The sequence below is a fragment of the Oryzophilus luti genome (assembly GCF_059726245.1).
Map to the genome: position 1 here is coordinate 2,115,815 of NZ_AP040874.1, position 25,021 is coordinate 2,140,835.

The following is a 25,021-nucleotide window of genomic DNA, read 5'->3' on the forward strand; positions in this document are numbered from 1 at the left end:
TTCGCTATCCCTTCACCTGGAAGTCAGCCTTGACGCCACCGCGCCAGGCAGCCTTCCGCAGGATGTACTTGAACGACGGGTGGGTACCCGAGTCCGGCAACTGATGGTTGGTGGCAACGCCAGCCTCACGCAGCTTCTTGTTCGGCAGGCTGTTGGGATCATCCAGGTCGCCGAAGAAGCGGGCGCGGCCGGTGCAACCGGAGACGCACATGGGCTGCTTGCCCTGCTGCGTCAACTGCTCGCACAGCGTGCACTTCTCCACCACATGGGTGTCGGGGTTCAGGTAACGGACGCTGTACGGACAGGCCTTGATGCACAGCTTGCAGCCGATGCACTTCGACTTGTCGATCTGCACGGTGCCGTCGGCCTTCTTCTGCGAGGCGCCGGTCGGGCAGACCTTCACGCACGACGGGTTCTTGCAGTGCTGGCAGCCAAGTGGCATGAAGTACATTTCAACGTCGGGTGGCTTCGCGCCGGCATACTTCGGGTTCGGCCCAATACGAAGCACCTTGAGGTAGTACGAGCCGATGGCCACGTTGTTTTCCATCTTGCAGGCCACCGTGCACGCCAGACAACCGACGCAGCGGTTCAGATCCGTGACAATTCCTAGCTGCATTGTTATCCCCTTCCTTCATGAACTGGCAACCACTGCTTCAGCCGCTTGTCGTCGTGGGACTTGATGATTCCCTCCGGCGCGCCTTCGACCGCCTTGTAGATCTTCACGGGGGTGCCGCGCAGACAAGTCGATCCGTTCATCGGGTCCTGGCAGTAGGGATCAATGAGCTGGTTCAGGTCGCCCAGCAGCGAGCCCTTGTCGGTGAACTGCTTCTCGTGCTCGTTGCCAAGTTCCGGATACCACCACTGGTGCTCGCAGTTGATGTGATCGGGGCGAATGCCGGCATAGATGTCGACCGTCTGCCGCACGCGGCCCCACGGAGATTGAATCCAGATCCAGTCACCCTGCTTGAGGCCGTACATCTTGGCGATGTCAGGGTGAATTTCGCACTTCGGAACCGGCCACAGTTCGCGGCACCACGGCAGTTGACGGTGCTCGGAGTGGAAGTAGACCGGAATACGGCGGCCCGAAGTCATGATGAGCGGATAGTCTTTGTAGAGCTTCGGATTGGCCACCGGACTGTTGCCCGGCTCGGTAAACGTCGGCAGTTCCCAGCCGTGGCCCGGATGCACCGACTCGATGACCGTCGACCAGATTTCGACCTTGCCGGTCGGAGTCGGGAAGCCCTGCTGTCCGTCCAGACGCAGCTTGCCGAGCTTGTAGCGCTCGTACGGCATCAGGTTCTTGACGTTGTACCAGCCGTCCTTCTCGAACTTCTCCTTGAACTGCTTCCAGCTCATGCCGGTCGGGGCGACCGTCCAATCCAGCTGCTGCTGGTAGGTCGGCCACGGGTTGTCCGGCTCACCGAAGGGAACTCCCATGCGCTTGAACATCTCGAGGACGATTTCCTGGTCATCGCGACGCTCGAAGCCGGCCTTGACCGGGGCGGTGTGCGCTCCCATGCCGTAGTGCGCGCCCTGCGACATGCGCGGGCACTCCACTTCCAGCCAATGCTTCACCGGCACCACGATGTCGGCGTACTGATTGGTGGGCGTGAACCACAGGTTCAGGTCGAGCGTGAACTCGACGTGGCGCATGGCATCGCGGCCCTTGTTGGTGTTGGTCTGGTTAGTGAGCTGTCCGGACTGGATGAAGCAGCCCTTTAGCGGATACGGCTTGCCGCTCAACACGGCATCCCACAGCGCGGTGGCGTCGGACCAGCCGTTCCACCAGGCCAGCAGCGGGAACTTCTGTACGCCGATGATCTTCTTCTGCTGCGCGCGGCTGAGTGGCGGTGCGCCGTGCGCGGTGTAGACGGTGCGGATCGGCACCACGGTCGGGCCACGGTGTCCGCCCGGCCGGTCGAGGTTGCCGGTGATGGAAGCCAGCAGGATCAGCGCGCGGACGTTCGAGGTCGAGTTCGCCGACTGTTCGATACCGAGCATGAACGGGATGCCGCCATTGCCGGGCTTCGACGCGTAGATCTTCGCCGCTTCGGTGACCCTCGCCGCAGGAACGCCCGTAATCTTCTCGGACTTCTCCGGCGCGAACGCTGCGGCGCGCTCGGCCATCATCTGGAAGACGGTCTTGACCATGACCTTCTTGCCGTTGGCCAGCGTGACCGGGAAGACGCCAAACAGCGCGGGCTTGATCGCCGGCGGGTTGTGCTCCCACTTGGTCGTTTCCGCGTTGAACCACTTCAGGGACTTGGACTTCTCGTCGAAGACCATGAACTTCTTCACGTCGCCGCCGCGCTTGATGTCGCTTTCCTTCAGCAGGCGCGTGCGCAGTTCGACTTCGCCGCCGCCGGTGGAGACTTCACCGGACATGATCTTGGCCTTCGGTGCGTGCCACTCCCAGCCGGTCGGCTGAATGTCCTGGCAATAGAGGAACGGGCCGTTGGTCCACTCGCGGCAGAACTCATCGTCATACAACTTGTTCTTCACGATGACGTCCATCCAGGCCAGGGCCATGGCCGCGTCCGTGCCGCAGCGCAAGGGCAGCCACAGGGCCTCGTTGACGTCGAGGTTCTGCATGCGCGGAGAAACCACGATGTGCTTCTTGGCCTTGAAGCAGCGGTCCACGGTCACGCGGCCGCTGTCGTCATAGTTGGAGATTTCCGTGGCCGAGCCCCACTGCACGTAGACCTTGGGACCGTCGACCAGGGCAACCCAGTTGGCGCTGTGGAAGGCTGTGAAGGCCGTGGCGAAACGGCGCGGGCCTTTGCAGATCTGCCACGCCATGTGGGTGTTCGGAGAATCGAACAGGTTGCGGGCGCAGCCGTAGGGCGCCATGGACCAGATGCGGCTGGTGCCGCCGATGGTGAAGATCGACTCACCACCGTACTTGTGCTTGAATTCGTTGAACTTGGTGCAGGCCGTGTGCAGAGCTTCGTCCCACGAGATACGGACCCAGCCGGGGAAATCGCCCTTGGCGCGGGTGCGCTTCATCGGGTACTTCAGGCGCTCGGGGTGGTAGCAGGCTTGGAGCGAGGCCATGCTCTTGGTGCAGCAGTTGCCTTCGCTGGTGTGGCAGCTCTCGTCGCCTTCAATCTTGATGGCGCGCCCGTCCTTCACCGTGACCCAGACGCCGCACTCCATCTTGCCGCAGCCGCGGCACGACGAGCGGATGCGCTCGACCTTGCCGGCATTCTGCGGGACGGGGCTCGGAACCAGGGCCGGATTCAGGGCCTCGGACTTCGAGCATAGCGCTGCGGTAGCTCCGGCAACGGCCGTGGCCGTCAGGAAGCTGCGCCGCGTTAAGTTGATGTTCATATGAGTTCGCTCCTAGAGTTCAAACTCTGGCGGCCAAGCTTCCGCCGTTTTTACGTATGACTACAGAACCGTTTTGCCTAATTCAGTGGTTGACCACTGACCCACCCAGCGCAGTGCTCCCGCACTTTCCAGAGCTCCCAGGAAGGTCAACGGATAGGTTTTCGGTGGATCGATCGACGGATCGCCCTCCAGCATCTCCTCAATCACCTTTCTGTCCTTCGGAGTGGTACAGAAATTCAGGATCTTGAGGTACGTCTGACGGTGTTCGGGTGATTCATCGAGCAACTGCAACAGCTCTTTGGAAAGATCGACTTCAGCCAGCGCCAATTCGCCGGCCGGGGTGGTGTGCCAGCCGTCCACGGCCTGCTCGCCCTCCCCAATCCTGACGTGCTCCAGACCTCCCGCGCGCTCCAGCCACAAACGCATCGTCACCGGCGAGTACACCGAGACGCCGCCTTCAAGGAACTTGTTCAGGTCGGCATCGGCCTCTTCGGCAGAGCGCTGGGTGACGCAGAACGCAAGCACGCGATGCAGCGCCAGCCGCTGGCCGGATGAGTTGTTCATGAGGTCCACGATCTTGACGGCTTTTTCTTCGTTCGTCAGTTCCGGCTCGGCTTCAGCCGGAGCGGCTTCCGCCGCTTCTCCCGGCGCAGGAACCAGCGCAGGAATGTACTCGTCCTGCTCGGCAACCTGCGGCATGTGCATCTGTGGATCCATCGTCACGTCGTCCATATACGTCTCCTGCGGTGAGCCGGGGCTGACGAACCGTCCCCGGAGCTCTCGCTCTTTCATCTCCGTTCCAAGCTATTGCAGGTGAGATGCCAGTTCGCGCACGATGGCATGCAATACGAAAAGGCCGCTGTTTCTGCGGGCTTTCACCGCTTTTCCACGGATGACGCTTGCGGTGTGGGCACGTGCGGTACGTCGGCCGGCGGTCAGTGCCGAAATGGCGACAGGCGCCTCCGAGCTGTCGACGTTGTGGCGCGCACGCGGCTGACGCTCTGCGGACAGCGGCACACGCGCGCGCCGAGGAAGCACATGCACGGCAGAAAGAAATTGAGAGAAGAAAGGAGAAAACAAAAAGCCTGCCGCGAGGGCAGGCCGTTTACTGCTTGATGGATTTTCGGTCGATGCCGAGCCGCTGCATTTTTGAGAGCAGCGTGGTGCGCTTGACGCCCAACCGCGCCGCCGCGCCCTTCGGCCCGGCAACCACGCCGCCGGTTTCGCGCAGGATGCGCAGAATGTGGTGGCGCTCCATCTCCTCCAGGTTGGAGGACTGCAACTCGGTTGCATCCACCGGGGCTTCCGGCACGGCAGGCTTGGGAGCCGCCACAACGCTCGCCACGACCGGCACAGCTTCGGTCGTGCGCCGCGGAATGTCCGATGGTAGCTGCAGCACGCTGCCGCGGCTGATGATGACGGCGCGCTCCACCACGTTTTCAAGCTCTCGAATGTTGCCCGGCCACGGCATCTGCATCAGCGACTGCATGGCCTCTTCGGGCACGCTCTGTATCTCGCGCTTCATCTTCTTCGCGTACTTCTGCACAAAGTGGTGCACCAGCATCGGAATGTCTTCGCGGCGCTCGCGCAGTGGCGGAACAAAGATGGGGAAGACGTTCAGGCGGTAGTAGAGGTCGCTGCGGAACTGCCTCTCGGCAATCATCTGCTCCAGGTTGCGGTTGGTGGCCGCAATCAGGCGTGCGTCCACGTGGATGACGCGCGTGCCGCCCAACCGCTCGAACTCGTGCTCCTGCAAGGCGCGCAGCAACTTCGATTGCAGGTCGAGCGGAATGTCTCCAATTTCGTCGAGGAACAGCGTGCCCTGGTGCGCCAGTTCAAAGCGGCCGATCTTCTGCGAGATGGCGCCGGTGAACGCGCCCTTCTCGTGGCCGAACAAATCGCTCTCCAGCAGGCCCGTGGGAATGGCGGCGCAGTTCACCTTGACGAGCGAGCGGCTGTGGCGCGAGCTCATGTTGTGGATGGCGCGCGCAATCAACTCCTTGCCCGTGCCGGTCTCGCCAAGAATGAGCACGGACGAATCGCTGTCCGCCACCAGAGAGATCTGCTCCAGCACCTCGCGCAGCTTCGGGCTCTGGCCCACAATCTCCTCAAAGTTGTAATGCGACTTGATCTCTTCTTCGAGGTAGGTCTTCTCGGAGACCAGCTTGTCTTTGAGCTGCTTGATCTGACGGAAGGCCACGGTGTTGCCCACCGACATGGAGACCTGCCCGGCAATCTGCTCCAGCAGTCTTACTTCTTCATCGAGGAACGCGTCCTCCAGCAGGCTGCCCACGGCAAGCACGCCAATGGTGGTGTTGCGCACCACGAGCGGCAGCGCGCAGAAGGCGTGGATGCCCTCCTTCAACAGCAGGCATTGCAGCTCGGACTCCGCCTCCAGCTTCTGCATGTCCTTCTGCGAAAGCACGGCGGAGCGGCGCGTCTTGAGCGTTTCGGCAATGATCGGCCCTGCCAGCGACGCGATGCGCCCCGGCTTGATAAGCCCCTTGCCGCGCGGAAAATGGACGACCTCCCAGCGCAGTTGCTCATCGGCCACGTCATAGAGCACCAGACCGCAGAACTCCGCGCCCAGCACGCGCTCAATCTGCGCGGAAACCTGATCGATCAGCGCGTCGGTCTCCAGGCTGGAGACGGCTGAGTTGGTGACCTCCAGCAGCGTGCGCAGGTGATCGCGCTCGCGCGCCAGGTTCTCCTCGGAGTTGCGCACCCGGGCGTAGACCAGCGAGTTGTCGATGGCGGTGGCGACCTGTCCGGCCACCAGTTGAATAAAGCGAAGGTCATGCGGCGTATAGGCGTTCGGTTCGCTGCTCAGGAACTCGAGCGCGCCCACGCGGCGTCGAGCCGTCGTCAGCGGCAGGGAGATGGAGGTCTGCACGCGCTGGCGATGACGCTTGGGTGCAACCTTCGGGAAGTTCTTCTCAATCTCCGCCACGCTCTGCAGAATCGGCTGCTGGTGCGTCCAGGCCCAGAAGCCCGGCCCGTCGCGGAAGGTGAACTCCCCGGTGCGCGAGAAGGGTTCTTCGCAACTCCCCGGATAATAGACGATGCCCTCATCGATATCCGCATCGTACAGCAGCAGAACGAGATAATCGAATTTGACGACTTCGTGCAACACCCCGGAGAGTACGTCGATCAGCGAGCCAAACTCCTGATGCCCGGCAATGGCGCGGGAGACTTTCAGGAGGGTTTCAAGCTGACCCGAGGGGACGGCTTCCGAGCTAATAGTGACAGTCGTCATTCCATTCCCTTATTTAGCACGTCGTCTGCCGTTCGACAACCAAGCACGACAGTGTGTGACGGCCGAATGTCAGAAACTGTCGCCCTGTCTGCATTCGCACAAACCGACTATTTTTCATCCCACACTCACGGTCCTCCATTCTCAATGATCAATCTATCTCAAATCCCGACACGGCTGTCGGCCAGTCGTCAGCGCGTCGGCATTCCGTAACCTGCGGCAGCAGTCTCTTTCCTTCCGTTCGACTTTTCAAGCACTTCCCAAAGGTACATCTCTGTCGACAGTTGGCAGCACGCGTGCCTTCTGGCCCGTGGCGTCTGTGATCAAACCGGCTAGCTTGGGGCCGGAAGCATGGCGTGATGCCGGCGGAGGAATCCGCCTGGCAGTCAACGGCAGGCTCGCGGACGCAACTTGTCTCACTTGATTGGCTACTTATTCCACTGTTTCGACTTCTGTAAGCGGAGGTTCGATGTTCAAGCGACGTGCTTTTCTATCTCTACCATTGATGGCCCTGCTGACCGCTTCCCTTGCGGCGCAGACGGCCGCTTCTCCTGCTGCACCGGCGACGGTCTCCACACAAGCCGCCGCCCCAACGGCCAAGGCGGAGTCTCCCCTGTTCACCTACGGCTTTGACGAGCGTGTGCGCAGCGAAAACTGGAACAACAATTTCGACTACAGCAACCTGACCGACGACCAGCGCAAGCAGCTCCGCGTGCGCACCCGAATGTGGGCCGGGCTGGCCACGCCGGGCAATGAGGCCCGCCTCTACATCCGCCTCACCAACGAATTCAATAAACGCATTTATCCCAACGTGCGCCTCAACATGCACGAGGTCGCCATCGACAACCTTTACCTTGAGCTGAACAAGACCTTCATCCCCGGGCTTACCGTGAGCTTTGGCCGCCAGGAATTCATGCGTGGCGAAGGGTTCCTGTTCATGGACGGCAGCAGCGGCGACGGTTCGCGCCTGACCTACTACAACATGCTCGACGTGGCCTACAAATACAAGAAGTCCAAGCTTGAGCTGGTCGGCATTCTCGACCCGCGCACGGACCGCTTCCTGCCCTTGATCCACACCCAGCCACAGTATCTGAATGAATGGGATGAGCAGGCACTGGGTGTGTATTACACCGACCACAACAACAAGAACCGAGACGTGGACGCCTACTACTTTTTAAAGAAGGAAGTGAAAGACTACCGTGCCGCCACCAACGCGCAGTTCCAGCCCGACCGCCACATCAACACCGTTGGCGGACGCGTGGCGCAGCGCTTTGGCCAGGGCTATACCGCAGTGGGCGAGGCCGCCATCCAGTGGGGTGCACAGCACGCCAACCCCGCACAGTCGCGGGCGGCAACCACCTTCACCGCTGCCGGTGGCTACGGCTACTTGAAGAAGCAGTTCACGCAGACCAAGGGCAAGCCCTACGTGATGGGCGGCCTCTACCTGCTCTCAGGCTCGGACTCGCTGACGGCCGGCGCGGGCTTTGATCCGCTGTTCAGCCGCTGGCCCAAGTACAGCGAGCTGTACGTCTACAGCCAGGTGAACGAAAAGGGCGTGGCCTACATGACCAACAACCGCATCTTCCAGGTGGAAGCCGGTTGGAGCCCCGTGAAGCCCGTCACCCTGCGCGCCACCTTCTATGACATGGAAGCCTTCCACTCCATTGCCGCTTTCAACCCGAAGGTCTTCGGCTCCGGCACTCATCGTGGTGAAAACTTCCAGACGCGCATGGATGTTGTGGTCAACAAGAACTGGCGGGGTCACATTCTCTACGAACGTTTCGACCCCGGCAAGTTCTACGCGCATCAGGATTCGAGCTTCTTCTTCCGCGGGGAGGTCACCTACACCTTTGAAGACAAGATCTTCTCACTCCACAGGCAGTAGCCTCCGCCTGCGGAGCTGGCAATGCTGATTCGGGCGGGTGCCAAACACCCGCCCTGCTCTTTTGCAGGGCAGCTCACGCGAATGAGGCAGGGATCTTCCGCTCACAATTCGCCGGTTATGGACAGAGCACAGGGGCAGGAGACAGGGACGAGGCTTTCCGGCAGCGTTGCGGGGGTACAACGTGGGGCTGCCGGACTGCAGCCAGAACTTCGCCGCAGGCAGTTAGAAGCTGCCGCAGCGGCGGATGTCGCCCGTGAAGATGGAGGAACAGAAGTTGCCGACTCCCAGCTTCGCCGCGCGTTCCTGCTCCTCGCACATCACGGAGATCAGGCACGGCACCGCTTCATTGGGAACCTTCAATCGTGTCCCGTCGCGGATCAGACGCCGCATCACGGAAATGCAGGTGTCATGGTCGAAGAAGGTGACAGAGGAGAGGTCGACGATGCAGGTCTTTCCCAGTCGTTCTGAGGACGCCTTGACCCATGCAGCGTACAGGTCCTGAACCTGCTGCCCCTTCATCTCTCCCGTCACCCGGAAGCAGATGGTCTGCGCCGATGGCTCAAAGATTTCGATCATCTTTGCCGCCTCAATCCAATCTCAATCAGCTTACTGCCAGTTTCGCGATTCTCGAAGCAATCGTTTGCACGTGGAACCAGAACGGAACCAGAGATGGAACACGGAGCGTGCCGGTTCAAATCCACCGGCAGCGCCGCCTGCCCCCCCACGGCCGCCTCCAACTGCTGGCAACTGGCGGCATAGAGTTGCTCCGGCGTGTCCACGCTGGTCCAGCCTTTCATGCTCTCCGGCGGGGTGACAACGGCGGTGCGCGGGTGGTCGAGCAGGCTCGATAGCCGCACCTCCTCCCAGTCGTAGGTCAACGCCATGCGCGAGAGGAAGTGCAGCGCCTGCGGCTCATACAGCGCCAAGGTCGGGCAGGGATGGCCGTCGCGCTGACGCGGAATGATGGCCCAACGTCCCGGCTTGCGCTGACGCTCCAGCCAGTTGATCTCGCGGGTGCTCAGGTATGGATGATCGCAGGCGGAGACGATCCAGGCTGCCTCCGGCGCCCAGCGATGTGCCGCCATCAGCCCGGCCAGCGGACCGCTGAAGCCCGGTACATCGGCAAACATCGGCAGAGATTTCAGTGAATCGGGCACTTCGCCGCGCCCCAGCAGTGCCACACACGCCTCACCAGTCCCGGTGCGCAGCGCGTCCGCCACAGATTCTCCCAGCGTGTGGCCGTTCAGCCGCAGCATCTGCTTGGGGAAGCCCATGCGCGAGCTGGCGCCGCCGATCAGCAAACCGCGATGCAGCGTGCGCTTACGCCACTGCAACGGCAGCCAGTTCTCCAGGTAGCTCAGCAGCGCCGAGAGCCGGTCGCTGTCCCAAGGCAGAGAGGCGAGCACACCTGTCACCCCCTCCGGGACCGGTTTGTGCTCAGCGCTCTGCATCCAGAGCTTCGGCAGCGGGGTGTGTTTGTGGCCCTCCACCAGAATGAGATCGTGGTCGGCAGCCAACTGAGAAATCGTTACCTGCAGGGAGAGTTGCGTTCCGGCATGGCGGCGCATGAACTGCTCGCCCGGCCCGCGCAACGCCACTGTGGCCCCGGCGCGGAAGAAACGGTCGGAGTCCTTGCCTTCCTGATCGACAACAAAGCCGTGCGCGTCATGCTTGACGACCGCCACGGAGAGTCCCCGGGCGACCAGTTGCGCAACGGCCGCTTCCAGCACCGTCGTTTTGCCGGATCCCGAAAAACCGCAAAGCGCAAGGACGGGAGTGCCAAAGTCATGCGTCATCTGGCACCCCCGGTCCTGCAGGAGAGGATGGTCCATGCCCCGTGCAAGCATGACATCCTACCCTCCGATCTGGCTCATTGCATACTCCATCTCCATCCCATTGGGAGCATGCTTTCCAGCCAGGTACTCAAGAAATGCTTCGGTTGCGTGCTGGTCGCCGGCGGCTTGCAGAGCCGGGAGGTCCAGCGTGGCATCATCCATCAGGCAACGGTGCAGGCGTCCGCGGGCATCCATGCGCAGGCGCTCGCAGCTCGCGCAGAACGGATGCGAGCGCGGCGAGATCCAGCCCACGGTGACGTTGCGGCCGCCCCACTGCACGGTGGTGCTCACCGCCGGGGAGCCTGTGCGCGTGGTCGCCGCGTGGATTCCCGCACGCTCACTCAGCCAGGCCTGCACGGTGTCAACCGTCACCACCTCGGACGCACACCATTCCCGCTCGGTGCCGGTGCGCATCAACTCAATAAAACGAAGCTCCACGCCGAGGTCGGCGGCGAAGTCGAGCAACTGCGGCACGTCCTCCTGCCAGGTGGAGCGCTGCAACACAGCGTTGAGCTTCACGGGCTTCAGCCCGGCATGCAGCGCCGCCGTAATGCCGGCCAGCGTGCGATTCAGACGTCCGCCACGCGTCAACTCGGCAAAACGCTGCGGGTTTAGTGAATCAAGCGAGATGTTGACACGCGTCAACCCGGCAGCTTTCAACGCCCAGGCTTCATCGGCAAGCAGCGCGCCATTGGTAGTCAGCGAAATCTCACGCAGGTGAGGCAGCGAGGAGAGCCGGGTAATCAGGTGGTGGATTCCCTTGCGGACCAGCGGCTCGCCACCGGTCAACCGCACCCGCTCGATGGCGGTGCGCTCGGCCACCCACTGCACCTGCTCAAACAGCTGCTCCAGCGGCAACTGTTCGGCGTGCGACATCCATTTGACGCCGCACGCAGGCATGCAGTAACGGCAGCGGAAGTTGCAGCGGTCCGTGACCGAAACCCGCAGGGAGCGGATCTTGGTCGCCCGCGGGGAGGTCAACACCGGGACAACCGGGAATGGCACCAGCTTGCTTTGCGAGAAAACACCGGAAGAACTCATCTTGTCTCCTTTCCAAGTTCGGGAGGAAGCGCAGTTTCCCGCGCGACCCTGGGACCGCTCTCCTGATTCAGGAGTCGATCACCGCCGGTGTTTCCCTGAGCGATACGCGCCGTTAGGAGACACCGGTCAGAGACGGAACCCACAAAACCACCATGGATTGACCGCTTACTGATCGAGCCACAGAGCATCAATCTCTGGCACTTTGCGACTCGCGCTTATGTATTGCACGGGAGAGGCCATTCCAAAGGCATGTAGATTTCTACGAAATTTCAATGGTTTACACGGGAAGGAGCGACGCGGACTGCACCAAATATGTCAGAGCTGTCGACAGGGTGACAGTCTGGCGTCAAATGTCGAAGTCGAATTCGTCAGTTCCGCCAGATACTCTCCGCCGAAGAGTTGAGGAGACGAGGGCGGAGGAACGAGGAAGGGAACGGCCGCGTCACCCGAGGGGGAACGCGGCCGGAAACTGCACTTTACACGGAGCGGAGCACTCCGTGGCTAGGAAAGCACCTCACCCGCCGAGCGCATGTCGTAGCCGGTGGTGGCTTCCACTTCGCGACGGAACGAGGAGCGCCCGAGCAGGTCGATGAGCGCCTCCACGGCGGGAAGCGTCAGATGCTTGCGGCGGATGACCAGGTGGTAAGGCCGCTTGGCCAGTGGCACAAAATCCAGGCCGAGCACGCGGGCCGCCGCGCGGGTGGTGATGCAGGCATCCACCTGCTTGTTGAAGACCATGCGCGCCGCCGGCAGGTGACCGAAGACGACGGTTTCATATCCGTTGACCTGGCTGGTCTCAATGTTCTCCTGATGCAGCAGAGACTCCAGCAGGTTGCGGCAGGCGGCGCCAACCTCGCGGTTGGCAATGGTGACGCCAGGCTTGGCCAGGTCGGCAACGCTCTTGATGCCCTTCGGGTTGCCCTTGGCGATCGTAATGCCCTCTTCCCAGGTGGCATAACAGATGACGGACACAGCGTTGCGCCCGAACATCTCGCGAATACGCGACAGGTTGAATTCGCCGGTCTTCCTGTCGACAAGGTGCGTGCCGGCCATGTGAACCAACCCTTCCCGCAGTAATTCCAGCGCAGCCGAGCTGTTCTGGTAGGTCACAAGCAGGTCGAAATCCAAGCGGCGCAGGTCATGGGCAATGACCGAAACACTGGGGTCGCACCCGGCCACCAGCAGCCGGTTCGGGTTCTTCCAGTTCTCATCGGCGACACGGACACGGCACTCATCGAATGCCTTGCCTTTGCCATTGCTGACCGAAACCAATTCGCCATCGGAGACCGAGATGCCCAGCACACCGGCCTCCGGTAGAAACGCCGAAGTGCGCGTACCTACCTGGCAAAGCCGCAGAGGTTGGCCGGGCTGCGGCTTTTCACCGGCATGAATCAGTGTGGCTTCCACCACCGTCTCGGCCACCTGCGGTTCTTCCACCATCGAGAAAATATCTTCCACCGTCACATCGAGGACCCGAGCCATCTTCAGGCTGACCGTGGTATTCGGGATATAGCTTCCCGCCTCAATGGCATAGACCGTCTGCCGGCTGACCCCGATCATGTTCGCCAGCTGCGCCGCCGAAATGCCGCGCTTGGTGCGCAACTCGGAAAGATTGTTGCGAACTTCCATGTGGTACCCTCCCACCCAACGAAGGAAAGCAAGGATTGAAGGCACGCGGCTGCCTCCGCACACCTTCCGCAAAAGCCGTTAATCAAACAAGACGGATTATACTCAAACAAGGCAAAAGTGACGACACTTGAAAGTGTCATTTTTCTCGTTTAAGCGAATACGATTTGTTCCTTTTAGTAAGGAATGGGGACAATCCTCGCCTTGACGGCACCGCGCACCCAGCGCCCTTGGCCGCCATCATCGGGAATCACCAGCTTCAGCGGCCCGTTCTTGGCATCGAGCGGCTTGCTGTCGACAGTGTCGACAATCAGCACCGGTTTCCGGTGCGGCGATGACAGCATTTCGCCCATCGAAAGGATGACGCGGTAACCATCAGGAGCGCTCACCTCCAGGTATTGCCGGTATTCGGCGCCGTGCGGAGCCTTGTCGGCCGGAACCCTCACCTTGGCCAGCAGATCGGTCAGGAGCACGCCCTCGTAATGCTGCTCCGCCTTCGTTTTGTGATCGACCGCCGTAAAGGTTTGGCGCGGCAACTGCTTCAGGTCAGCTGCGGTGAAGGTCGCCGACTTGCCGTCGATGCCGGTTACGGTGAAGGCCGGAGCCTGCGCGAACAGCGTGACGGCGGCCAGCAGTATGAACAACACGATGCAAAGCTGCTTCTTCATTCAAAATCTCCTCGGGCGGATGCCAGACTACTTTGCGGCCTTGGTGCTGGGAACGGACGCGGCCAGTAACTGGTCCAATTGCTGGTCGGTAAGCTGCACGTGATAGAAGGTGGCGTAGAAGTGCCGCGCCTCCTCGCGAATGTTGTAGTGGAACAGCTCCGGATAGAAGAGGTTGGCCAGCCACTTGATGCCGATGATGCGGTTGACCGAGGGCGGACGGTCGATCCAGCAGAACGGATACTGCGGCACCTCATAGACGTTGTGCGCCTTAACAGCCTTGATCTGCTGCCAGCCGCGATCCTTCCACACGCCCTTGTAGAACTCACCGGGTGATGAGGTGTGGTCGTAGCCGGTAATGATGAACTCCGGATTCCAGCGCATCACCTGCTCAAACGAGACCGGCGTGTGCCCGTAGCCCTGCTTGTTGGGCACGGCAGCCACGTTGTATGCCCCGGCAAAGATGAGCGCCTCGGCGTGCATGGAGTCGCCCGGCTCAGTCTCAAGCCCCGTGGGACCTTCGGCGTAGTAGACCCGGCGGCGCTTCTCCTGAGGAATGCTCTTGATCTTCTCCTCGACCTCACTGGTGGCCTTTCGGCACTCCTCGGCCAACAGCTTGGCGCGCTCCGGCTCGCCGAGCAGTTCCCCGGCCTTGAGGTAGGACTCGGCCAGCGACTTCAGATCGCTGTTCAGCACCACCACGGGAATATGCGTCTGCTGCGAGACACGGTCGGCCATCGAGGTGCCCATCGGGTCGCCCATTGAGAGCAGTATGTCCGGCTTGGCCTTGGCAATCTCCTCCAGGTTGCCGGAGTTGTTCTTGCCATACCACCCACCGAGCACCGGCAGGCTGCGGTATGGCTCCGGCACCAGCGACCACTCACCGGGATCAGCCTTGTAATTCCAGCCCGCAAGTTTTTCCGGCGCCAGCGTGTAGACAACGATGGTGCCAACGGGACTCATGCCGAGCACGCGCGTGATCTTCTTCGGCACCACCACGCGGCGTCCGGCCATATCGACAAACTCGCGCTGATCGTCGCGCAGCTTGCCCGCGTTGTGGCGATTGCAGCCCGCCAGACTCAACAGGCAGAGCAGCAGAGTGAACCAGCAGATGTATTTCGTAGAAGTGCGTTTCATAAGGGTCCTCAATGGATGCACGGCACCACCAGCCGCAGGTCGGGTTCGGGTTCCACAATGCGCAGCGGCGTTGAATAGGCATCACAAAGATGCTGCTCGGTCAGCGCCAGTTCGGGACGATCAAGAGCCACGATGCGCCCCTTCTTCATCAGAGCCACGCGCGAAGCATAGAGAAAGGCGTTGTCCGGAAAATGCGTGGTCATCAGCAGGCCGAGTCCTGAATCGGCCAGTTCCTTGATGTATCGCAGCACGCGCACCTGGTTGCCGAAGTCGAGGTTGGAGGTCGGCTCGTCGAGCACGAGCAGCTTGGCCTCCTGCGCCAGCGCGCGCGCAATCAGCACAAGCTGGCGCTCTCCGCCGCTGATCTCCGTATACAACTCATCGGCCATGCGGAGGATGTTCAGCCGGTCGAGCGCGGCCTCGGCGATGGCCATGTCTCGGCGACCGGGTGAGGCAAAACGCCCGACGTGTGCGGTGCGCGCCATCAGCACCACGTCGCGCACACGAAAGGCAAACGGCGGGTTGTGTGCCTGCGGCACGTAGCCAATCGCGCGTGCCAATTCGCGCCGCGACCATCGCCGCAGGTCAACGCCATCGAGCAGGATCTGTCCCGACATCGGCGGCAGGAAACCGAGAATCGTCTTGAACAGCGTGGTTTTGCCGGAGCCGTTCGCGCCGAGCAGACAGAGCAACTCACCGGCTTCAACGGTCAGCGAAACGTCCTCAACAATGCGCTTGTCGCGGTATCCGGAGGAGACGTGCTCAAGCGCAAGCTTCATGCAGCACGCCCCATCTTCGTCTGGATGAGCAGGTAGAGAAAGAACGGCACGCCGATGACCGAGGTCAGGATGCCGAGCGGCACCTCGACGGCGAACAGGCCTCGCGCGCAGTCGTCCACCAGCAACAGGTAGAGCGCGCCGATGACGAACGAGGCAGGCAGCAGCCACTTGTGGTCGGCACCCACCACCATGCGCGCCAGATGCGGAATCACCAGCCCCACCCACATCACCATGCCCGCGATGGCCACCACTGAAGCGCTGACCATGGAGGCAGCGATGATGACAGCGGCGCGCGTGCAATGTGGATTCACGCCCATGGCGCGCGCTTCCTCGTCGCCGAAGCTGAGCACGTTGAGACGCCAGCGCAACAGCAGCAGCACGGCCGTGCCCACCAGCAGCGGCCCGCCAGCGTATTGCACGTCGCGCGGGTTGATGGCCGCCAGCCCTCCAACGAGCCAGAAGGTGATGGCTGCCAGCTTGCCGCGCGGGTCGGCCACGTACTCGATGAGGCGTATGAGCGCCATGCCGCCCTCGCGCACGATAATGCCGACAAGAATCAGCGTTAGCCCGGCGTCGGCGCCAAAGCGCGCCAACCCGCTCGAAACCGACCACGCCAGCATCACGGCAGCCACGCCACCGACGAACCCCGCGGCCTGTATGCCGACAATGCCCCAGCCGTGCAGGATGGCCAACGACGCGGCAAAGCCCGCGCCTGCATAGGCACCGAGCATGTCCGGCGAAGCCATGGGATTACGGAACAGCCCTTGAAACGAGGCTCCGGAGACCGACAGCGCCCCGCCGATCAGCACGGCGGCAATCACCCTCGGCAGCCTTACCTGAAGCAGTACAATGCTGGCCGCCTCGTTCTGCTCCGGAGACACCAGCACCTGCCACCACGCGGTCAGCGGCAGCGGGTAGCGGCCCAGCACAAGCGAGGCCACTACCACGAGCGCGAGCGCCAACGTGATGCCCCCCAGCAACCATGCGTTGCGCGCGCCGCGCCGCTGCACCCTGCCCGCCCGAACTGTCGAAACTTCCACAGCCATGGCGTCAGTCCTGCTTGAAGAGCGAGTCTTCGCGATAAACCTTGACCATGCGTCCGCCGCGCGTAAACAGCTCGCCGCGTCCACCCTCGCCAACCGCGCGCCACACGCCGGCCACATCCTCCACAATCAGCCCGCCCAGCACGGAGACACCGTGCGCGAACATCAGCGGATGCAGCGGCGTGCTCGGCCCGGCCACCACGACCTCGGCGTTATGCGAGAGTTGCAGCAGACGCGGCATGGTTTTGTTGATCAGCGTGGTCGCGGTCATCACCACCACATCCTGCTCGCCGAGAATGTATTCACACGCGGGATCAGGCGTATCGCCCTCCTGCGGCATGCGTTCGAGAATCGTGAGATCGCAGACGCCCTTCAAGCGCTCCATGTTCAGGAAGTGACCGACGACGGCGACTTTTTTGCCACGGAACTTCTCCATCAGCGTGCTGAAGACGTCCTGCTTCTCGTCCATGTGCAGGCGGTTGCCGCAGTTGGCGCGCGCCGTCTCCGGCGCATTCAGCGCGGAGTTGATGGCAGCCAGGCCCATCGCTGCCTCGTTCCAGTTCCACGACTTGACCCACCCGGCCAGTTCGCGCAACTTCATGCCGGTGATGTTTCCGGCGTTGCGCAACGGCCCGTCAATTTCGCGCGGACGCATGGTGACGCCCACGCCGCGCGAGCGCACCAGAAACCAGCTCAAGCCTGCCAGGCAATCCTCCACCACCAGGTCTTCGGGGACCGCCGCAATCAATTCGTCGTACAGCTTCCACATAGATGAGTGCACCTTCCGCCGCGCCGGGGCGCGGTCAATGTCGCGCATAGACTACATAGGTTCTGTAAACATTGCAAATATTTCTTGTCACGCGCGCTCATTTGGGCTACCTTCGAGCATATCTTGAGTGTCAAGGTAAAACTACAATGAAATTTATTCAGTACATATCGGTCGCCGCGACACGCATCGGCCTGGGGCTGGCGCTGTGCGCCGGTCTGTTCGTCACCACTGCGCTTGCACAAAATGGACGCCCCCTGACCTGGGAGCAGGATTTGGCCTACCTGGAGAAGCTCTCCCCCTCGGAGACCGCGGCCCAACAGGGAGCGATCAAGCAGATTCGCCATGAGGTGGAGGAGTGGCTGAAGGTGCACCCGAACAGCGGCATCAAGCTGGCGGCAACCTCGCCCAAGACCACACCTCAGCAGGAAGTTCAGGCGCTGCGCGCGGCTGTGGAAGAGATTGTCAAGAAGGACCCGGCGCACCCGTTCCATCTGGGCCAGACGGAAATTGACGTGACCTCGACGGTCTCGGCCGTCTCGCCGATGGCGATGAGCATCAGCCAGAGCGAGATTCAGTCCAACAACGCCATCAACGTCACCAAGGCCATTGCCGACCTGCCGGGCGTGCAGATCTCCAACCTCGCCAGCAAGCGCAATGAAGCCTCGTTCATGATCCGCGGCTTCAGCAGCAACGGCCAGGTGCCGCTCTACCAGGACGGCATCCCGATGTACGTCCCCTATGACGGCTACCTGGACATGAACCGCTTCCTCACCAGCGACCTGGCGGAGATCGAAGTGGCCAAGGGCTACTCCTCGCCGCTGCTGGGACCGAACGCAATGGGCGGCTCCGTCAACCTGGTGACCCGCGAGCCGATGCGCAAGTATGAAGGCGATGCGCTGATCGGAACCTATTCCGGCAACGGCCTGTTGGCCTCCCTGAACCTGGGCATGCGCCGCACCAAGTACTTTCTGCAGGGCGGGCTGGATTGGGCACAGGCCGACTACATTCCGCTCTCCGGCAACCTGAAATATCCGACCGGCGGCTACACCGCACTAAACACCTCGCCCAATATTCCCTACACGCTGAATGACGAGATGAACAACTCCTACAGCCGCGACGAGCGCTTCAGCGGCCGCATGGGCTGGACGCCGAAGGCCGGCGACCAGTACGTCTTCAGCTACATCAACCAGAAGGGCGAAAAAGGCTCGCCGCTCTACATGGGTCCGAACGCCGCCGCCAGCTTCAAGGCCTTCTGGAAGTGGCCGCTCTGGAACAAGAACAGCTACTACTTCATCGGCAACACTGGCTTGAGCGAGAAGACCTCGCTGAAGACGCGCATCTTCTATGACCAGTTCGACAACGGCATCAACATGTACGACAACTCCAAGTACACGACGATGACCAATTACACCTACAGCAGCAAGAGCGGTTATAGCGGCTCGGAAATCAGCCGGTACCATGACCACACCGACGGCTTCTCCACGGAGTTGAACTCGCACTCCATCAACCGGCACAACATCGGGGCATCGTTCTTCTTCAAGGACGACACACACCGCGAGAACGGCATTTACGGGCCAACTTCAACGACTCCCCTGACCATCCCCGACAAAGTGCTGCGCGACCAGGTCACTTCAATCGGCCTGCAGGATTCGATCACCATCACCTCGCGCCTGCGCGGCACGCTCGGTTTCAGCTCAGACCACCTGAACGGGCGCCAGGCCTCGACCTACGGCACCGGCACCACCATCACGGTCATCCCCTACAAGTGCGCCAGTGAGTCCTCGAACACCTCGTTCAACGGCTGCACCGCGCACTACTGGAACAACAACTGGCAGGGCGCGCTGACCTACACGCTCACCGACACCAGCAACCTGTTCGTCACCTACGCCGACCGCGGCCGCTTCCCCACGCTGAAGCAGCGCTACTCCTCCGGCATGGGCTCGGCATTGCCGAACCCGGACCTGAAGGGCGAGAACGCCCGCACCTGGAACATCGGCTACGCCAAGACCTTCAGCCCCAAACTCTCGACACAGGTGGAGCTGTTCCACAGCAGCCTGCGCAACGCCATTGAAGGCGGCCTGGTGGTTGACTCCAACGGCCTGTGCCCTAATAACAGCACCACCGGCTACTGCTCGATGAATGTCAATATCGGCAAGGAAACGCATGAGGGCGTGGAGTTCGAGTTGCACAGCCGTCCGTTGCCGCGCCTGCTCTTTGACGGCAGCTATACGTTCCTGAACCGTGAAGTGGGCGCGGCCACGCTGCCAACCGGCACCGTGCTCAGCTCGCTGACCACCACCATCGGCATTCCGAAACACGCGCTGGTTGGCAAGGCCACGGTGCAGTTGCCGCGCCGCATCACCGGCATGGTGGTGGCCCGCTACGATGGCGGCGTCACCCTGCAGGACACCAGCTACTCCAGCAGCTCAGCGCTCTACCACCCGCATGGCTCCGCCTTCGCGGCCGTCGACCTTGGCGGTACGGTTCCGGTGGGCGAGCGTTTCAGCGCACAGGCCGGCGTCAAGAACGTCTTCGACCGCCTCTACTACTTCACGGCCGGCTATCCTGAGCCGGGCCGCAACTGGTATATCAACCTTCGTTATCGCTACTAGACGTCGCTCCACTGGCCGCCGCTCTGCTCGGGGTGGCGGCCTTTTTTGTCCCCGCAGACGCAATCTCCGTACTTCACTTTTCTTAACATCTGCGCTACACATTTCTTCACATTCAATATTCGTTTTAGCCGCATAAATACAGGGTTTCCCGCACTACCCGCCAAATACATTCTCTTTTACGAATCTTAATAGGCGCTTCCCTTCCGCAGCCGTCAACATAGAGGCAGGAACAACGCTGCAACGAATACGAATGGGCACTATGTTCATACCTGTGAATTCCAGATTCCGCGATTGCTTCCGTCCCCCGGCGCGCACGCTGCTGCTCGGCCTGGCTCTAGCCGGGCTGGCGCTCCCTGCCGCCGCCGCGAGCAAGCAACCAGCCAAGCCTTCCGTGGCACTCCCCGAACAGTGGACCGCCACCGACAAGGCCATCAACACGCAGACAGTGGAAGACCTTACGCGCTGGTGGGAGAAGCTCGGTGATTCAACGCTCAGCGACCTCATCGAGCGTTGCTTGAAGTCGAGTCCCGACCTGCGCACGGCGCAGTCCAAATTGCGTGAGGCTCAGGCGCAACGTCGGCTGGCAGGAGCCAACCGCGGCCCGAGCGTTACGGCTTCCGCTTCGCCAAGCTACGGAAACAACACGACGCTTGGCTCCGGCTCGACCTCAAGCAACTCCGGCACTACGTCCGTGCAAGCCGCCGTAAGCTGGGACGCTGACGTGAACGGAGCCAAGCGCAACGCCGCCCGAGGCGCCGAGGCCGACCTGCACGCCACCGAAGCCGACCTGCACAACACGCAGGTCTCGCTGGCCGCACAGGTTGCGCTGGATTATGTGCAGTCGCGCGCATATCAGGCGCGGCTGGAGGTCGCAAAGCGCAACGAGGCCAGTGAATCCGAGACGCTGCAACTGACCGAGTGGCGCGAGAAGGCCGGGCTGGTGGGCGCAGTCGATGTAGAACAGGCACGCTCCGAGCGCGACCAGACACGCGCAACCATTCCGACGCTCGAATCGAACATTGCGCAACAGCAGCACGCGCTGGAACTTCTGCTGGGCGTGGCGCCTGGCACGCTGAACCAGGAACTTTCTGCGGAGGCGAAGATTCCCTCTCCGCCGGAAGCGCTTGCCGTGGGCATTCCAGCAGAGACGCTGCGTCAGCGTCCCGACGTGCGTGCCGCCGAATACCGCATTCTGGCAGAGACCGCCCGCCTGAAGCAGCAGGAAGCCGCACGCTTCCCGAGCCTGAACCTGAGCGGCAGCTTCGGGCCGGAGATCATCACCGGCTACGGCGCAGTGAACTACCTGGTCACCAGCGTGGCGGGCACGCTCTCGCAGACGCTGTTCGACTCGGGCAAAATCCGCGCCAACATCGACGTGCAGAACGAGGTGCAGCAGCAGGCCGTCATCAGCTACGAATCGACGGTGCTCACAGCGCTCAAAGACGTGGAGAACGCGATGACAGCCTACGTGAAGAGCCGCGACCGGCTCGCGTCGCTGGGCACCGCCACGGACGCGGCGCGCAACGCCTTCACCCTGGCGCGCGATCGCTACGCTGCCGGACTCATCGATTTTCAAACAGTGCTGACCACCGAGCGCACACTGCTCACGCTGGAAGACAGCGTGGCCACCACGCAGGCGGATCGCACCACGGCAGTCATCGAGCTTTACCAGGCGCTTGGCGGCGGCTGGTCGCAGAGCCAATAGCAGATTACGGGAGCAATTATGAGCAGCTACGCCAACCAACCGGAGAACGACATCAACGCGCTGCTTGCGCCGCCGAGTGCACGCAAAGGATGGCGCAGGTATTCGCGCTGGATCTACTCGGCGATCGCGCTGATGGTCATCCTGTTTGCCGCGCGCGCATTTTTCGGCAGGCAGGAGGCGGCGGCCATGCCGCGCTATGATTCCACGCCCATCACGCGCGGAGATTTGAACGTCACCGTCACGGCCACCGGCAATTTGGCGCCGACCAACAGGGTGAACGTCGGCAGCGAATTGAGCGGCACCGTGGAAGACGTGCTGGTGGAAGAGAACGACCATGTCACCAAGGGGCAGGTACTGGCGCGGCTCGACCCCGCGAAATTGAACGACGCCATCACGCAGTCTGAAGCCACGCTCGCATCTTCAAAGGCGAAGCTTGCACAGGCCGAGGCCACGCTGAAGGACGCACAGGTAAACCTGGACCGCTACAAGGAAGTTTCGCGGCTCTCCAACGGCAAGGTGCCGTCCAAGGCGGAGATGACTTCGGCGGAGACAACCGTGGCGAAGGACCAGGCCGATGTGGCGAACTACCGCGCTTCGGTCAAGGAAGCCGAAGCTGAGTTGAGCACTGCAAAGATCAATCTCTACAAGTCATCCATACGCTCGCCCATCAACGGCGTGGTGCTGGCGCGCGACGTGCAGAAGGGCCAGACGGTGGCCGCGCAGATGGAAGTCACCACGCTGTTCACCATCGCCGAAGACCTCAGCCAGATGGACCTGAAGGTTTATGTGGACGAAGCCGACGTGGGCAGCGTGAGCAACGGACTGACGGCGACGTTCTCCGTCGATGCCTACCCAAACCGCAAGTACAACGCTACGGTAGCGCGCGTTGCCTACGGCTCGACCACGTCGAACAACGTGGTCTCGTACTCCACCGTGCTGAAGGTGAAGAACGATGACCTGAGCCTGCGCCCCGGCATGACGGCCACGGCGGCCATTGCCACGCTGGCACACAAGGGCGTGCTGCTGGTTCCGAACACGGCGCTGCGCTTTACGCCGCCGCAGACAGCCACCGCAAAGAAGAGCGGCTTCCGCATCTTCCCCGGCCCTCCGGGGGAGAATGCCACCAAGACGCAGACCATCACCAAAGGCAGTACGCAGAAGGTGTGGACACTGCGCGACGGCCAGCCCGTTGCCATCTCGGTTGTGGTTGGCGCCACCGATGGGCAGCTCACGGAAGTCACCGGCGACGGCCTCAAGGAAGGCATGGCCGTCATTACCAACACGGCGGAGCAGAAATGAGTACGCTGTCACCCCAGGCGGGCAACATGACGGGCGGCGCAAACAGTGCGCCGCAACCGGTCATTGAGCTGCGCAACATCACGAAGGTTTACGGGCAGGGCGAGTCGGCATTCCAAGCCCTGCGCGGCGTGGACCTGTGCATCTATCCCGGCGAGTTCGTTGCCATCATGGGGCCAAGCGGCTCGGGCAAATCGACGATGATGAACACGCTCGGCTGCCTCGACACGCCTACCTCCGGCGAGTACCTCTTCAAGGGCGTGCATGTGGAGCAGTTGACGCGTGACCAGCGCGCGCTGCTGCGCCGCAACTTTCTCGGCTTCGTCTTCCAAGGCTATAACCTGCTGGCGCGCACCTCGGCGCTGGAGAACGTGGAGTTGCCGTTGCTCTACCGTCACGAGGCTGCACACGTACGCCGTCAGCTCGCGCGCGAGGCGCTGAAGCTTGTGGGCCTTGAAGGCTGGGAGACGCACACGCCCGCGGAGCTTTCCGGCGGACAGCAGCAGCGCGTCTCCATTGCGCGCGCACTGGTCACGAACCCGGCCGTGCTGCTTGCCGACGAACCCACCGGCAACCTCGACTCCAAGCGCAGCCGCGAAATCATGGAGCTGATCACCCGGCTCAACCGCGAGCGCGGCATCACCGTGGTGATGGTGACGCACGAAGGCGCGGCGGCCGCTTACGCCGGACGCACCGTGCACTTTCTCGACGGCGTGGTGGACCGCGAAACGCAGAATGGGAGCGTGGCCTGATGCTGTGGAATGCCGTACTACTCGCTTTGAAGGAAATGCGCCGCAACAAGATGCGCACGTTCCTCACCATGCTGGGCATCGTCATCGGTGTCTCGGCCGTGGTCACCATGGTCACGCTCGGCAACGGTGCCACGCAGTCGGTCTCGGACCAGATTTCAAGCCTCGGCAGCAACCTGGTCATCGCCATGCCCGGCCAGCGCCCCGGAGCTTCACGTGACACAACCGCTGCGCCGAACTTCAAGCTGGCGGACGTGGAGGCCGTGCGCAACCAGATCGCCAACGTCAAGGCCATTGCGCCCACCGTCAGCAGCAGTGTGATGACCATTGCCAGCGCCAGGAACTGGTCAACCTCCGTCACCGGAACTACCAACGATTACTTTGTCGCCGGCAACTGGACGCTGGCCAGCGGCCGCCAATTCGAGGAGATGGAGCTGCGCGCAGGAAAGTCTGTCTGCGTGATTGGCGAGACCGTGCGGAAGAACCTGTTTGACAATGCCGACCCGGTCGGCAGCCGCATCCGCGTCAAGGATTTCTCCTGCGACGTCATCGGGCTGCTGAAGTCCAAGGGGCAGGCCTCCATGGGCCGCGATCAGGACGACGTCATCGTGATGCCGCTGCGCACCGTGCAGCGCCGACTCAGCGGCTCGCAGGACGTTGCCGGCATCATGATCGCCGCGCGTGACGGCAGCTCCACGAGCAAAGTCAAGGAAGACCTTGTGCAGCTTCTGCGTGAGCGCCGCCACATCATCGCAGGCAAGGAGGACAACTTCGACGTGCTCGACACGCGCGAGATTGCCACGGCCATGTCCGGCGCGACCAAGGTGCTTACCTCGCTGCTGGGTGCGGTGGCAGCCGTCAGCCTGCTGGTCGGCGGCATCGGCATCATGAACATCATGCTGGTCTCCATCACCGAGCGCACCCGCGAGATTGGCACGCGGCTCGCCATTGGCGCCCTGGAAAGCGAGGTGCTGCTCCAATTCCTCGTGGAGGCGGTGACGCTCTCGGCATTTGGCGGGACCATTGGCATCATCCTCGCCACCTGTGCGTCTCTGCTGCTGACCAAGCTGCTCTCCATGCCGTATGTCTTTAGCCCGTCGATCAACCTGCTCGCCTTCGGCATCTCAGCGCTCATCGGCGTGGTCTTTGGTTATGTTCCGGCCAAGCGTGCCGCGCGGCTGGACCCGATTGAAGCCCTGCGCCACGAGTAACGCATCCTCCTCCGCAAAACAAAAGGCCACCCTCGGGTGGCCTTCTTTGTCGCCAGATACCGCAGCCGTCAATTGCGTCCGTGCG

The 25,021-nt window shown here is 62.1% G+C and carries 19 protein-coding genes and 1 riboswitch; of the genes, 6 read left to right on the top strand and 13 right to left on the bottom strand.

All coding sequences use genetic code 11. The features are described 5' to 3' along the window. Positions 1–4: 4 nt before the first annotated feature. The 4 genes from AC6IZO_RS09050 to AC6IZO_RS09065 form a co-directional block, all read right to left on the bottom strand. The gene (locus tag AC6IZO_RS09050) at positions 5–616 is read right to left on the bottom strand and encodes a 4Fe-4S dicluster domain-containing protein (RefSeq protein ID WP_497804465.1); all 612 of its coding nucleotides are present in this window, start codon (positions 614–616) and stop codon (positions 5–7) included. A 2-nt stretch (positions 617–618) separates the two neighbouring features. Beyond that, positions 619–3,330 (bottom strand): molybdopterin-containing oxidoreductase family protein, encoded by a 2,712-nt coding sequence (locus tag AC6IZO_RS09055; RefSeq protein ID WP_497804466.1) that lies wholly within the window; start codon positions 3,328–3,330, stop codon positions 619–621. A 60-nt stretch (positions 3,331–3,390) separates the two neighbouring features. Then, positions 3,391–4,029: a hypothetical protein gene (locus AC6IZO_RS09060; protein ID WP_497804467.1), complete on the bottom strand. Its 639-nt coding sequence runs from the start codon at positions 4,027–4,029 to the stop codon at positions 3,391–3,393. Between the two features lie 406 nt (positions 4,030–4,435). Further along, positions 4,436–6,586: a sigma 54-interacting transcriptional regulator gene (locus AC6IZO_RS09065; RefSeq protein ID WP_497804468.1), complete on the bottom strand. Its 2,151-nt coding sequence runs from the start codon at positions 6,584–6,586 to the stop codon at positions 4,436–4,438. 466 nt (positions 6,587–7,052) lie between these two features. On the opposite strand from AC6IZO_RS09065, the gene AC6IZO_RS09070 reads away from it, so the two are divergent. After that, complete coding sequence (locus AC6IZO_RS09070; protein ID WP_497804469.1) at positions 7,053–8,468, top strand: alginate export family protein; 1,416 nt, start codon at positions 7,053–7,055, stop codon at positions 8,466–8,468. Positions 8,469–8,690: 222 nt separating this feature from the next. On the opposite strand, the gene AC6IZO_RS09075 is transcribed toward AC6IZO_RS09070, so the two are convergent. The 9 genes from AC6IZO_RS09075 to AC6IZO_RS09115 all read right to left on the bottom strand — a co-directional run bounded on the left by AC6IZO_RS09075 (position 8,691) and on the right by AC6IZO_RS09115 (position 17,363). Continuing rightward, complete coding sequence (locus AC6IZO_RS09075) at positions 8,691–9,044, bottom strand: hypothetical protein (RefSeq protein ID WP_497804470.1); 354 nt, start codon at positions 9,042–9,044, stop codon at positions 8,691–8,693. Beyond that, positions 9,041–10,315: a molybdopterin-guanine dinucleotide biosynthesis protein B gene (gene mobB / locus AC6IZO_RS09080; RefSeq protein WP_497804471.1), complete on the bottom strand. Its 1,275-nt coding sequence runs from the start codon at positions 10,313–10,315 to the stop codon at positions 9,041–9,043. Before mobB ends, AC6IZO_RS09075 begins: the two co-directional genes overlap by 4 nt. 6 nt (positions 10,316–10,321) lie before the next feature. Next, positions 10,322–11,344, bottom strand: a complete 1,023-nt coding sequence (moaA, locus tag AC6IZO_RS09085) for a GTP 3',8-cyclase MoaA (protein WP_497804472.1) — start codon at positions 11,342–11,344, stop codon at positions 10,322–10,324. Further along, a riboswitch (molybdenum cofactor riboswitch) is annotated at positions 11,334–11,488 on the bottom strand. Its footprint overlaps the gene before it by 11 nt. Before the next feature lie 357 nt (positions 11,489–11,845). Beyond that, entirely contained in the window at positions 11,846–12,973 is a 1,128-nt protein-coding gene (locus tag AC6IZO_RS09090; RefSeq protein WP_497804473.1) for an XRE family transcriptional regulator, read from the bottom strand. A gap of 173 nt (positions 12,974–13,146) precedes the next feature. Further along, complete coding sequence (locus AC6IZO_RS09095) at positions 13,147–13,638, bottom strand: molybdopterin-dependent oxidoreductase (protein ID WP_497804474.1); 492 nt, start codon at positions 13,636–13,638, stop codon at positions 13,147–13,149. A 27-nt stretch (positions 13,639–13,665) separates the two neighbouring features. After that, positions 13,666–14,772: an ABC transporter substrate-binding protein gene (locus tag AC6IZO_RS09100; RefSeq protein ID WP_497804475.1), complete on the bottom strand. Its 1,107-nt coding sequence runs from the start codon at positions 14,770–14,772 to the stop codon at positions 13,666–13,668. 8 nt (positions 14,773–14,780) lie between these two features. Further along, on the bottom strand, positions 14,781–15,551 hold the full coding sequence (locus AC6IZO_RS09105; protein WP_497804476.1) for an ABC transporter ATP-binding protein: 771 nt from the start codon (positions 15,549–15,551) through the stop codon (positions 14,781–14,783). After that, on the bottom strand, positions 15,548–16,597 hold the full coding sequence (locus tag AC6IZO_RS09110; protein WP_497804477.1) for a FecCD family ABC transporter permease: 1,050 nt from the start codon (positions 16,595–16,597) through the stop codon (positions 15,548–15,550). The genes AC6IZO_RS09105 and AC6IZO_RS09110 overlap by 4 nt, the downstream gene beginning before the upstream one ends. A gap of 4 nt (positions 16,598–16,601) precedes the next feature. Beyond that, the gene (locus tag AC6IZO_RS09115; RefSeq protein WP_497804478.1) at positions 16,602–17,363 is read right to left on the bottom strand and encodes a Rossmann-like domain-containing protein; all 762 of its coding nucleotides are present in this window, start codon (positions 17,361–17,363) and stop codon (positions 16,602–16,604) included. A 146-nt stretch (positions 17,364–17,509) separates the two neighbouring features. Here AC6IZO_RS09115 and AC6IZO_RS09120 point away from each other — a divergent pair, with 146 nt between their 5' ends. From AC6IZO_RS09120 to AC6IZO_RS09140, 5 genes are all read left to right on the top strand, one after another. Then, a complete protein-coding gene (locus AC6IZO_RS09120; protein WP_497804479.1) occupies positions 17,510–19,975 on the top strand; it encodes a TonB-dependent receptor plug domain-containing protein in 2,466 nt (821 codons plus the stop codon). A gap of 271 nt (positions 19,976–20,246) precedes the next feature. Then, positions 20,247–21,680: an efflux transporter outer membrane subunit gene (locus AC6IZO_RS09125; protein WP_497804480.1), complete on the top strand. Its 1,434-nt coding sequence runs from the start codon at positions 20,247–20,249 to the stop codon at positions 21,678–21,680. An 18-nt stretch (positions 21,681–21,698) separates the two neighbouring features. Continuing rightward, positions 21,699–22,979: an efflux RND transporter periplasmic adaptor subunit gene (locus AC6IZO_RS09130; protein ID WP_497804481.1), complete on the top strand. Its 1,281-nt coding sequence runs from the start codon at positions 21,699–21,701 to the stop codon at positions 22,977–22,979. After that, a complete protein-coding gene (locus AC6IZO_RS09135; protein ID WP_497804482.1) occupies positions 22,976–23,728 on the top strand; it encodes an ABC transporter ATP-binding protein in 753 nt (250 codons plus the stop codon). Before AC6IZO_RS09130 ends, AC6IZO_RS09135 begins: the two co-directional genes overlap by 4 nt. Before the next feature lie 35 nt (positions 23,729–23,763). Further along, positions 23,764–24,936, top strand: a complete 1,173-nt coding sequence (locus AC6IZO_RS09140; protein WP_497804484.1) for an ABC transporter permease — start codon at positions 23,764–23,766, stop codon at positions 24,934–24,936. Positions 24,937–25,021 lie beyond the last annotated feature (85 nt).